The sequence below is a fragment of the Proteus myxofaciens ATCC 19692 genome (genome assembly GCF_001654855.1).
In the GTDB taxonomy this organism is placed as follows: domain Bacteria; phylum Pseudomonadota; class Gammaproteobacteria; order Enterobacterales; family Enterobacteriaceae; genus Proteus; species Proteus myxofaciens.
The window spans coordinates 1-12,318 of the sequence record NZ_LXEN01000055.1 but is presented as its reverse complement, the minus strand read 5'-3'; the positions used below and the strand labels follow the sequence as shown (position 1 = coordinate 12,318).

The window sequence follows — 12,318 nt, the reverse complement described above, 5'->3', positions numbered from 1 at the left end:
TTATGAAGAGTATTACCCTTATGGTGGCACTGCGATTTGGTCTAGCGAAAATGCAGTAGAGGCTAATTACAAAACCATTCGTTATTCAGGTAAAGAAAAAGATTCTACGGGGATGTATTACTATGGTTATCGCTATTATCAACCGTGGATTGGTCGTTGGTTAAGTGCCGACCCAGCCGGTACGGTGGATGGACTAAATTTATACCGAATGGTGCGTAATAACCCAGTTACAATAACAGACCCAGATGGAAGAAATCCTAGCTTTACGCCTGAAGGAAGAAAAGATGAAGTATTACAAAAAATGACACCTAAACAGCTGAATGATTCTTATTATCAGGATGTTATGATGAATTTAGATAATGAATTGGCCGAAGGCAGTGCTTTAGCGAAAAAAATGGCTGGTAAATACGTGGTGGCTATAAAAGATTATACCACAGGGGACAGTAATAAAATAAATGCCTATTTACGAGAGAATGGACCGCATGCTAACGATTTGTCGAGAAAGATAACAAAAAAAATAAATAATCTTGAAAAAGCTTTAAAAAAGATGCCAAAAATAGAGGGGGATTTTCTTCGTGCAGTGCCTGACTCTGGAATTAGCAGTAAACTAGCTTCGGGAGTATTGAAAATTGGAGATAGGTTAGGTGACCCTGCTTACTTATCCACGACGAGTAGTGTCAGTGCTCTCAAGACGCAACAGTTTTATCAGATGCACAAACAGGTCATTATTTATGATATTTATTCTGCTATGGGAACACGTTTACAGTTCAGGCCATTTACATCAGTGAGCATGCCACAGCGTGAAGTACTGTTACCAAAAAATGGACAATACGAAATCATAAATTTTACATCTTTCAGTGGTGATAAAGACAGTGGAAAGGAACAATATATTACCTACATAAGACTGAAACATGTTCCCTATAATAGCGAAATTACTACATATGGGATGAGTGATGGAGAAATAAATAAAACTAGTAATAGCTTGGCTTCATTAACTCATTCAGATGGTTTAACCAGAGGGAATCGTTTTCTTCGAAGATTGAGCTGCATCACTAAGACTCATTAATACACAAATTATGTATTGTTAGAGTACACCCAAAACAGGCAACCCAGAGAGACAGCATTTCAGTCTTATTTGGGTTGTTTTTATTTTATATCAATGATTTTATTTCTTTTAATAAAATATAAAAAAGTAATGAAAATAATTTAATTTATTATTTTTATTATTGATAGTCATTTAATAAATATTAAATAACAGTGTTAGTTCCATTTTAATATTAAATTAAATATCGATATCGCTCACAAATATAAATAAATGAATATTTAATTATCTTTTTTTGACTAATATATATTGTGATTGATGCAATCATTATATTTAAAAACACTTATTAATAATTATGAGGCTTTATTATGAAGAAAAATAAACTTATGGTATTCACTGCAACATTATTACTATCATCAGCGGGTTTTATTTCAACTGCGTCAGCTGATGTGACGTTAAAACATGGCTATATTGATGTCCCTCCGAGCAGAGCTTTCCTTTGTTCAGCAAAAGGGAAAAATTTAAATAAAGATTGTGGTCCAATACAGTATGAACCTCAATCAATTGAGGGGCTTAAAGGATTTCCTAAAGATGGCCCGGCTGATGGCCAAATTGCTAGTGGTGGGAAAGAAGCTTTTTCTGCTTTAAATGCACAAAGTGCGGATCGTTGGCATAAAGTGGCAATGAAAAGTGGAGAAAATACGTTTAAATGGACATTAACAGCTAAACATAGCACTGAATCATGGCGGTTTTTCATTACGAAACAAGGGTGGGATGTAAATAAACCACTGACCCGTGCGGATTTTGATTTAACGCCATTCTGCCAACAAGATGATAATGGCAAAATACCAACAGAAACCGTAGAGATAAATTGTAATATACCACAGCGCTCAGGTTATCAGATTATTTTAGGCGTTTGGGATATTGCAGATACAGGTAATGCTTTTTATCAAGTTATAGATGCTGAATTTAAAAAATAATCAATTTAATTAAAATTATTTTTTAATATAAATAATGATATTGGATATGCCCTATCTTAAATATAATCTAGTCATGAATATTAAATTTAGATTGGTCATTATTTAGTATTTAAATAAAAATAATAGCCATTTATTATTGAATTTTAATCAATAGCGCCTTTGTATAGGCGCTATTTTCATTGAGTTGACTAGAAATTCATCGCGCACAATGCTACTTTCTACGTTATACCTATAATTATTTGGCTTAAAAATCACATCATTGAGGCATCATAATGGAAATCTATTTAGATACAGCGGATATTGAAGAAGTCAGAAAACTCTCTCAAGTTCTTCCTATTGCAGGTGTGACTACTAACCCTTCTATTATTGCCAAGTCAGCACAAGATATTGAAACACTATTACCTGAATTAAAAGTAGCAATGGGTGGAAAAGGCAGGCTCTTTGCACAAGTCATTGCAAGTGATGTTGATACGATGATTGAAGAAGCATTACGTATCGGTAATGTTGCAGATAATACCGTCATAAAAATCCCAGTCACAGAAGCAGGATTAATTGCAATTAAACAGTTAAAACAGAAAAACATGTTGGTATTAGGAACGGCAATTTACAGTGTTTCTCAAGGATTAATGGCGGCACTTGCTGGTGCTGATTATATTGCACCTTATGTACATAGAATGGATAGGCAAGGCTCTGATGGCGTAAGAGTTGTAAAAGAATTACAAACCTTAACCACGATGCACAATTTACCCACAAAAATCTTAGCCGCCAGTTTTAAAACACCACGCCAAGTGGTTGATTGTTTATTAGCAGGCGCTTCTGCGGTGACATTACCGATAGAACTTGCTTACTCAATTATTCATTCACCTGTTGTGGATGATGCAGTCACTAAATTTACAGATGATTGGCAAAATACATTTAAACGCCGTTTATTGTAATAGAGAAAATATTATTCTATTTGGTTGCATTTAATCTTACTCTATAAAAAATAAGCCTACTTAGAAGTAGGCTTATGATTATTAATATAAAATAAGCAAAGTAAATTTATTTACCAATTCCTTGAACGCTTTCAACTAAATTGGCAAGTTGTGTAACAACACGAGCACCAATATCCGCATTATCGCCACCTAACGATTTATTACGCATAAAGTCTTTCTTAATATCTTGCCAACGTTGCGCGTCTTTCTCGGTGAGTGTTCCACGTAACTCTGCAAGTTTTAATAAGTTCTCTTCTGCGCCTGTCGTTAGTAATTGCGCCTCACCGAGATAGTGATCGTCTAATAATCTTTCTATCTCATCATGATTCATTACCGCAGATACTTTTTCACTGAGTTTATTCATATTACGATAACTACCTTGTAAACGAAACGCAGGCTCTGTGCGATATTTATCTGATTGAGCAGCACTAGCAATATATTGTTGGTTAACTTTTAATACGACATCACGAAGCGTGATGAGATGTTTAAGTACCATAACTATTTCATTTATTTCAGCATCAGAATAAGGATAACTTAATGCATTGGTTGAAATAGATTTCCCCATCGCTTTATCAACGAAAAGATAAAGATCATTAAGATCGCGTAATGCTAATGGGGCTAATACAGAATTAGATGTTAAGCTATTTTCAATATAACTCAGTGCGAATGCGTCATCCATTCCACCCAATACTTCACCTAAGTTATAAATATCAGCGCGGTTAGCTAACATATCAGGAATACGGAATACTTCACCTGATTCGGTATATGGGTTACCAGCCATGACAACGCAGAATTTCTTACCACGCATATCATAGGTTTTTGTTTTCCCTTTCCATACCCCTTCAATACGTCGTGTACCATCACACAGTGAGATAAATTTTTGCAGAAATTCTGGGTGTGTATGCTGAATATCATCAAGATATAGCATAACATTATTTCCCATCTCAAGTGCTAAATTCAGTTTCTCTAGCTCTTGCCTTGCTGTAGCATTCGGTGCCTGCTCAGGGTCTAGTGATAACACATTATGGCCTAATGCAGGGCCATTTATTTTCATAAAGATTAACCCTAAACGATCGGCTGCATATTCCATTAATGTGGTTTTACCGTAGCCAGGAGGGGAAATCATTAATAATAATCCCATTAAGTCTGTACGCTTACCTTCACCTAATGCACCAATTTGTTTTGCCATATTGTCACCAATAATTGGCAAATAGACATCATTAATAAGTTTATTTCTTACAAAAGAACTCAATGGTTTTGCTTTGAATTCATGCAGTTTTAAGCGAATACGCTCTTCATTTATAATGCGCTGACGTAAAGCCAGATATTGGCGAAATGCTGGAATAAAGCGTTTACGTTGTTCTCGCATACGACGGAAATAATTATCTAAGCTAAGAGATAAGGTTTGATTTTCAATAGTTGGATGCGAGCCTAATAATCCATTAACAGTAAAATAGAGGTCAACTTCGCTATAACGCGCTGATGCGACTTTATCTAAAATAACAATCGCGATAGCACCAGGAATATACGGTGAGAGATGTGTGTATTCAGGTAATGAACATAAACCTTGTAGCCAATTTTGAATAAGCGCCCAACGCTGAGCATAGCGAGAGGCTAAATTTTGTTGTGAATAATTAAAGTCGAGCCACATATGTGCTTCTTCTAAGCGACTTTGTAATGCCAGAACTAATTCTTTCGCATATTTGCTATATACAATTTCAATAGGTGCTCTTGCCAATGTTAAGCTTAAATATTCGGCGGCTTGTATTGGAATATCGCTTTCACAATTAATAGGATTATCTGCAAGGAATAGGCGAATATCGGCTTCTATCTCTGCTTGAAGGTCAAGTAAGGCCTCTTCATTATGGAATAATTGCTGAATATTAAGTGCAGTTCTCGCACGTTCAGGCCATAAAGCAGGATAAGCATCATTTTGTATATTTTCCCAGAAAATCGCTGCAATAGCGCGAGCTGTTGGGTTATAACGTAGTAAATCCGCACTTTCGCCTGTTGGAATTAATTTTTTTAAAATAAGAATAGCATCGTGATCGTGTATTCCTTTTTCGTATCCCTCTTTATAACGTGGAGTTGCGAAATCACGCACTAATTTTTCCAGTTTATCAGGTACAGCAAGAGCTTCTTTTACTCTCTGATAAGTTAAACCTTCTTGGCGTTTTGATGCGGTATAAATTATTGAATAAGCAAGATATTCTGCACGATATACCGTATCTGATTCTGATTCGAGTGAAGCATTCCAATAAGGTTTTAATTGTTCAAGCTCTGTATTTTCAATCGGCTCTTGAAAATCAGTGCCTGTTAAATAAAGCCAAAGTTTTTCTTCTTTTGGCAAAATAGTCAGATCAAGCTCTTGTGTATTAACGCTAAAGCGATGATGAGGACCTAATTTAATAATATTGCCATCATCTTCGAAAATATCGGTTTTATCTCTAAGAATACGAATAGCCTGATCACGAGATGATTTGAGACGAGCATCAATATCATCCGCTTTAACGTTATCATTGATTTCTCTTAATTTTTCAATGATTTCACGCGTTTTTAGAGACAGCGGATCAGATGCAAAAAAGGCATTCAATTCATCTTGTGACTGTAAACGCGCTGTTCTACGTTGTAGGTTTTCCAGTAGACGGTTAGCTGCGGTTAACAGATTTTGTGAACGACGCTGGCGTTCATCAAGAAGGACTTGTTTGTGTGAGCCAAAGGTTTCTAATAATTCTTCACGTTTTGATAAAATATCATCCAGGAATTCATCATGTTGACTGAATTGGCTTTCTAATTCTTCTAATTGAATAAGTAGGCGAGAAAGCTGTTCATCACAACGTTCAGGATCAGTCGCTAGCGATAGCGCATTAGTGATACCTTGGCTAAATAAGCGAAATTGAGCACCAAATTGCGCCACACTTTCTACGCTCGTTTGCGCTTTACGTTTTTGTTGTAAGCGTGCTCGAGATTGGTTTAATTGCGCATAAATTTGTGAGATCGCATCAATGATTTGTGTTTGCTGTGTGACATCTTGGAATGTCAGCGATGCCATTAAATTTGATAACATATCCAAATCTGTAGACATTTTTTCTATATCTTTCATTGGTGCTTCAAGCTGAGCGCTATTTTCAGCTTTATCGATAGCCTCTTCAAGCTTGATTAAGGTGGTTTTAAATGGCTGTAAGGCTTTATCGCTCGCGAGAAATTGTGCTGTTGATTGTGAAACACGCTCTTGTGCTTGCGTAATTTCCTCTTCCATCTCACCTAATTTAGTGAGATCCATATAGCGGAATTCACGTAAAGAAATAAGGTGGCCACGATGTGCATTGAGCGAATTCAAGCTATCAACAAACGCTTGAATATCAGTCCAACTATCAGGAAGCGTTAATGCAAGTAGCGATTTTTGACGATTAACGGCTTCTTGCATTGATTTGGTAGATTGTTGACGAATACTTTCTACTTTTTCATATTCATCCAACACTAACTCACTGGTTTGCGCTATCTCTTTGAGTAATTTTCCAATTTCTAAGCAGTGTTCATCATTAAACCAGTAATAGAGATCAAGTAAACTTTTAGGTTGTTGGCTTAGTTGTTCATAACGAGCAATAGAGACATGATTACCTTCTATCTCTTTAGCTACATGTAAAATTTCAGAAATACCACGAACTAAATCAGCATTACCGATGCGACCATAAAAACCATTACGAGGCGGTTGTTTATCAGCAAATTCTTCAGAATAGAAGGGGGTTTGCCATACTTGCATTGGATGAACTCGTGTTGCTTCTTCGCCTTCACCTTCAAAAAGTACCATTTTGCCATCTTCTAACATGGCATAACCATGTCCGATTAAAGGTATTGCTAATTTGCGTTCAATCATATTGTAGTTGAATAACGCAAGGCGACCTTGAGTCGGAGAATAAAAGACATAAAGGACATCTTCACCATTAGGTGAACGACGTAAACGGCGAAAATACATCCCTTCCATCGGCTGATCAAAGGTTTTATATTCACCATTTTGTAAATAATACCCACCTGGAAAAATAATACCGTGATCTTCTGGTAACTGCACACATGCTTGCCCAATGGCATCAATACGTTGTACGGTTTGCGTTAAGATGTTATAGACCAAATAACGCCAGTTTTCTTCACGATAAGGTAGGATTTTTAATAAAATTAAACTGCCTGTTTGTGCATATTCAATTTGTGCATCATCAAGAGATTGATTTTTATCTAAGACAGCTTCACGGTAGATACCTAATCCATCTTCGGTATTATTTTCACATTTAACGGTAAGATCACCGCCGATAGTTTCAACGAAAACGGTATCTAGGATATTAATATGAGGGAAACGACCATTAACGCTATCTTCACGTTGTGTTTTTATCCACTCAAAATCATAAGCAGGGGGTAAAGCAATATCGCGTTCACCGCGATTATCAATATATTCAATACGCTGTTTATCGCTGGAAATTGACCAGCGAAAAACACGCACATCGGTAATACGATCGCCAATTTGGAAACTGGCAAGTAATTTACCATCACGTTCAACTAATTGAAGAAGCTGCGTATTTTTATAATAAGTATAAAGCTCAGTAAAATCTTGAATAAAGCGATGATCACTTAAGAACGTACCTTCATAAGGCACCGCTTCAACATCAAATTCACCGTTATTTTCAGTTAAACGATAAAGTGAAAAAACGTCTTCGAGATGTGTTTCCCGTTTTAATCCAAGAAAAACGTTATAACCAAATAATAGCCAATCACCCACACGAACAATGTCTCGCGCTTGACAGTTATTCTCTGTTCTGATGCGAATACGGCCAATGATTTCCATTTGGCTTTGACCAAATTCATCAAGGCGATGTTGATTAAGTGCAATCGCTTTTTGCTGTAGTTGCTGACCTTGCTCTGTTAGGCGTTTGCGTAATATTTCATAAGCGCCACCTTGTGCAACGGCACTATCGAGCATTTCCTGTTCGTGATTCGTATCCAGAATTTCAGACATGATTTAACAGATTTCCTTGGCTTAAACAGTAAAAACAGTGAAAAAAGACATAACACCAGTTGCGTTATGTCTTTTATATCCAATGAGAGAGATTAATCCTCTTTGGATGAGTTTGGTTTTTCAGTCACAGCTTTAGGTGCTTGGTTTGCACCTTTGGTTGCCATAAAGCCATTAATTAATTCTTGGACTTCTGGATTATTGAGTAAAGAAGCAACATCTAATTTGTTACCTTGTTGATTGCGATTAATGAGCTTTTCAACGTTTTCTTTAGCAAAACTGCTCTTATCCATAAAACCATCGACTGCTTTACCTAAGCTTAATGCTTTAGAGAAGGTATTAAAGAAGCTACCATCCCCACCCACTATCTCAATATTGGTCTTCGTGAGAGCAGCTGCCAATACATCAGCTTGTTCACGAGCAATCTCTTTATTGGCTTCAATTGAGGCCATAGATTGCTCAAATTCTTTCTCAAGACGCATACGGAATTCTTCATGTGAACGAGCCGTATCGCTGAGGTGATCCATTGATTTAAATTTATCTGTTAAACCATCAGCCTCTGCTTTCAAGCGTTGACGAATTACTTCAGCTTGTGCTGAGCCTAATTGGCCTTCACCACGCGCTTGTGCTGCTAGTTTTTCTTCAAGAATTTTCGCATCAGCAAGGCCTAATTTCTCTTTCGCATTGGCTTGTTGCTCTTCACCACGCGCTTGCGCTGCTAATTTCTCTTCTAGTATTTTCGCTTCTGCAAAACCTTGTTGTTGTTGTGCTTGTGCTTTGGCTTCCATCACTTGCGCTTCTGATAAGCCTTTCTCTTTTAATCCACGCGCTTCAGCTAACAGTTTTTCAGCAGTGATATTGGCTAACACTAAACCTTCTTTCTCTTCTGCCTCTGCTGTTGCTTGACGTACACGCGCTTCTGCAAGGCCTAATGCAGCATGTTCAGCTTCAATACCTTCGGCTAAACGTTTTTTCGCCTCAGCTTGTTTTGCAGAGGCTTCTAACTCTGCTTTTGCCATTGTGCTGATTTCTTCAGCTTTATGTTTCGCACTTGATTCATCTGCTTCAGCTTTTTTCACTTGGCGAACGAGTGATTCTTCTGCTTCTGCTTGCGCATTAATTACGGTGACTTGTCTCATACGTTCTGCTTCTGAGATTTCACGTACTTCTTTAATGCGTTCTTCTTCTTGTGCGACTGTTTTTTCAACGGCAACACGTTCACGAATAACGTTTGAAATATTTTTACGTTCTTCTTCTAACGCTTTTTCTTTTTCAATACGTTGTAATTCAACTTCGCGTTCACGGGCCACAATTTCTAATTCACGAGCGCGATTAACGCGTTCTTCTTCAATGGTAACGGCTCTTGTGCGATTTTGTTGAGCAACTTCGACTTCACGCATACGATTTTCTTCTCGAATTTCAATCTCTTGTTGAGTTTGAATTCGAGCTTGTTCTGATTTTAAACGCTCTTCTTCTTGAACGCGTAAAGTCTCTGAATTTTCACGAGCACGAATATTATCAATTTCACGTTTTTGACGAGCTTCTGCATCGGCTTGCTGACGTTCTAACGCAAGACTGGCTTCTCTGGTCTCAACATTTTTCTTTTGAATAGCGAGTTCTTGATCGCGTTCTTTTTGGTTGGTTTCGATATTATGAATTGCGGTAATTTCGGTAATTTTACGAATACCTTCAGAATCGAAAATATTATTAGGATCAAGCGCTGCTTTTGGTGTTTGTTCTAAATAATCAATGGCGACATCTTCAAGTGCATAACCATTAAGATCTTTACCAATGACATCGACAATACGATCACGAAAATTTTGTCTATCTTCAAAAAGTTTCGCTAAATCGAATTGTTTACCTACCGTTTTTAATGCTTCTGAGAATTTTGCACTAAACAGTGTGCTAACGGCTTGATGATCTGATGCGCGATCGACACCAATGGCTTTTGCCACTTTTAAGACATCTTCTGTGGTTTCATTCACGCGTAAATAGAAAGCAACCGTAATATCAGCACGCAAATTATCCTGACAAATCAATCCGTCTTTACCTCGACGATCGACTTCTAACGTTAAAAGAGAAATACGCATAAACTCTTTTTTGTAGATAACAGGATAGACAAGCGCACCCGTAAAATGCACTTTAGGCTGAGATGACATGTCATTGACTATCAGCGCAGTTCCTTGTGGTACTTTAATATAAAATGCTTTAAATAACCCGAATACACCTAATATAACTAAGATGATGCACCCAATAACGGTTACAAAAGGCATCAAGAAAGCAAAATCCATACTTTTTCTCCGTAATTTCAGACGATGTCGTCATTTTTAATCTTGTTGTATCTATTAATTCAATATCATTTTATTAATGCAGGTATTAGTGACGAAACTCATCTTCTGTAACGACTTGGTAACTATGAGTTAGCGCATCATAGCTAATAATCATAACGCGATCGCCTCGTTGAATATTTTCGGCTGAAGGTGCTCTAATCTGTAATAATAATCCTGCGCCACCATCTTCTAAAATGGCTTCACCTTTTACTTCATTCACTGTACCTGAGCGTACTGTTGCTAACTTTCCAATAAGTTGTTGGACTGATTTAGGCTTATTGAGTGCCGCTAATTTTTTACGAATTGGTTTTAAACATATCGCTGTTAAATTTAAAGAGATAAAAGCGACAATAAAAAAAACAATAATCCCGGCTAAATAACGAAGTAAATTATTTTCAATAAAACGTATTCCCCAGTGAACGGCAAAATAGCTAATAAACCAGCCAAAAAGGGTAAAAAAGGTCAAAATAATGGTGACAGGAATGCCCGCTAGCCCTAATTTTGTTAACCAGCCTGCAAGACCAGTGGCATCTGCATTTATATCTAATTCACTATCAATATTGAATAAATCGATATCTAATAGACCAAATGCAGCACATAACCAGTAGAAAAGGATAATAATAAGGAGAGCACTAAAAATAATGCTGGGAAAAGCAAGACTGTTTTGGAAAAACAAATTCATAGAGATTCTCTTGATTTAAAAAAAACAGCGCAGTAGCAAGTGATTAATATTTTTAATATTACTTTAAACCATTGAGAAAGTATGTGTTGAGTGACATGTTTATTCAATGGTCTATTCCTAATAAGCTATTTAATATACTTTATTAAGATTTGATTGAATATTATAACTTATCTGGTTTTATTGTATCGGAGCATTCTTTATGAGTATAAATAAAGTAAATACAATATTTTTAACCATTGTTTAGGAATGTATTCATAATGAATAGAACTTTTTATAGAGATAATCATCTTCTTATTTATTTAATTCTATAAATAGCGATAGAGAAAATTTCGTGATCATTATCACAATAATCTTTTTTCTTTATTATCATTCTCTTTGTTTTATTTTTTATAGGAAGATTATCCAATAATGAATTCTTCTGTCGTCTTTATAGAATAATCTTTTTAGATAAAAAGAGATGAATAATGAATGATGAATAAATCTCAGCTGATAGATAATTATTTTTTAATTTGTGTATTAAAAGGAGAATAAAACCAATATACCAATATACTGAGTATAAGAAATATAAAAATAATTTTTTGTTTATACTAAACTTATTATTATTTGAATAAATTTAAGGGAAGTGGACACCACCAGATGCCTATTGTAAACAGTTAGAAAGCTCTAAGTTGGTGTGCCTCACTTAAAGGGATATTGACACAAGTACTGGTTCTGATGGTTGGATCATGAATTTAGTGCTCGGCGCTATGTATATCGTATTACCGCTTTTTTGGTTTGGTGCTGTAAGTTGGAGTGGGGTAAATCTTGGATTTACGGTGTCTTCAGTTATTTCAAGTGGTTCAAAAGGCACTCAACAAGCTGGTGCTCAAGGTGGCTCGGCAGTGATGAGTTTAGTTAAAAATATTGGTACAAAAAGTAGTTTAAAAAAATAATAACGATTCTGTTAATATAAATGCAATTCACTTATATCATTGTGTCGGTATATATTTTAGTGAAAATATTGCAAAATATAACTCCACCATTTTTTATTTTTCTTATCTATTTCATAAGCATTATCTATATTTTCATCTGCAATAATGATATAAAATGAATTATCTAAAAATGAACTATTTTTTTCTAATTTATCAATAGGTAGTGTTGGATTTGATTGAAGAAGTGAGTATGAATAAATCATGGTAAAAGGAGAGCTCTGCCCTAAATATTGCTCATTTTTATATAACACTACATAGACAGGATCAGTTTCGGTAATGTATAAATATATTCCTATTGGATTTATTGGGTTTATCTTATATATATAGGCTTGGTAAA

The 12,318-nt window shown here is 35.9% G+C and carries 8 protein-coding genes; 4 read left to right on the top strand and 4 right to left on the bottom strand.

Features of this window, described 5'->3' with window-relative positions; genetic code table 11:
* The 3 genes from M983_RS17990 to M983_RS06460 all read left to right on the top strand — a co-directional run.
* On the top strand, nucleotides 1-1,066 hold a 1,066-nt coding region (locus M983_RS17990), incomplete at its 5' end, for an RHS repeat-associated core domain-containing protein (RefSeq protein ID WP_281180101.1).
* A gap of 344 nt (nucleotides 1,067-1,410) precedes the next feature.
* The gene (locus tag M983_RS06465; protein WP_066748852.1) at nucleotides 1,411-2,022 is read left to right on the top strand and encodes a lytic polysaccharide monooxygenase; all 612 of its coding nucleotides are present in this window, start codon (nucleotides 1,411-1,413) and stop codon (nucleotides 2,020-2,022) included.
* Nucleotides 2,023-2,294: 272 nt separating this feature from the next.
* A complete protein-coding gene (locus M983_RS06460) occupies nucleotides 2,295-2,957 on the top strand; it encodes a fructose-6-phosphate aldolase (protein WP_066748849.1) in 663 nt (220 codons plus the stop codon).
* Between the two features lie 106 nt (nucleotides 2,958-3,063).
* Here M983_RS06460 and M983_RS06455 read toward each other — a convergent pair whose 3' ends face one another.
* The 3 genes from M983_RS06455 to M983_RS06445 form a co-directional block, all read right to left on the bottom strand.
* The gene (locus tag M983_RS06455) at nucleotides 3,064-8,001 is read right to left on the bottom strand and encodes a DNA repair ATPase (RefSeq protein ID WP_066748846.1); all 4,938 of its coding nucleotides are present in this window, start codon (nucleotides 7,999-8,001) and stop codon (nucleotides 3,064-3,066) included.
* A gap of 92 nt (nucleotides 8,002-8,093) precedes the next feature.
* A complete protein-coding gene (locus M983_RS06450) occupies nucleotides 8,094-10,289 on the bottom strand; it encodes a hypothetical protein (RefSeq protein WP_066748843.1) in 2,196 nt (731 codons plus the stop codon).
* A gap of 85 nt (nucleotides 10,290-10,374) precedes the next feature.
* A complete protein-coding gene (locus M983_RS06445) occupies nucleotides 10,375-11,010 on the bottom strand; it encodes an OB-fold-containig protein (RefSeq protein WP_066748840.1) in 636 nt (211 codons plus the stop codon).
* Nucleotides 11,011-11,735: 725 nt separating this feature from the next.
* Here M983_RS06445 and M983_RS06440 point away from each other — a divergent pair.
* Entirely contained in the window at nucleotides 11,736-11,942 is a 207-nt protein-coding gene (locus M983_RS06440) for a hypothetical protein (RefSeq protein ID WP_066748838.1), read from the top strand.
* Nucleotides 11,943-11,998: 56 nt separating this feature from the next.
* Here M983_RS06440 and M983_RS17510 read toward each other — a convergent pair.
* On the bottom strand, nucleotides 11,999-12,318 hold a 320-nt coding region (locus M983_RS17510), incomplete at its 5' end, for a DUF6201 family protein (RefSeq protein ID WP_210433232.1).

Coding starts and splice junctions, on each gene's coding strand:
- M983_RS06465 (WP_066748852.1), top strand. CDS start 1,411: ATGAAGAAAAATAAACTTATGGTATTCACTGCAACATTATTACTATCA.
- M983_RS06460 (WP_066748849.1), top strand. CDS start 2,295: ATGGAAATCTATTTAGATACAGCGGATATTGAAGAAGTCAGAAAACTC.
- M983_RS06455 (WP_066748846.1), bottom strand. CDS start 8,001: ATGTCTGAAATTCTGGATACGAATCACGAACAGGAAATGCTCGATAGT.
- M983_RS06450 (WP_066748843.1), bottom strand. CDS start 10,289: ATGGATTTTGCTTTCTTGATGCCTTTTGTAACCGTTATTGGGTGCATC.
- M983_RS06445 (WP_066748840.1), bottom strand. CDS start 11,010: ATGAATTTGTTTTTCCAAAACAGTCTTGCTTTTCCCAGCATTATTTTT.
- M983_RS06440 (WP_066748838.1), top strand. CDS start 11,736: ATGAATTTAGTGCTCGGCGCTATGTATATCGTATTACCGCTTTTTTGG.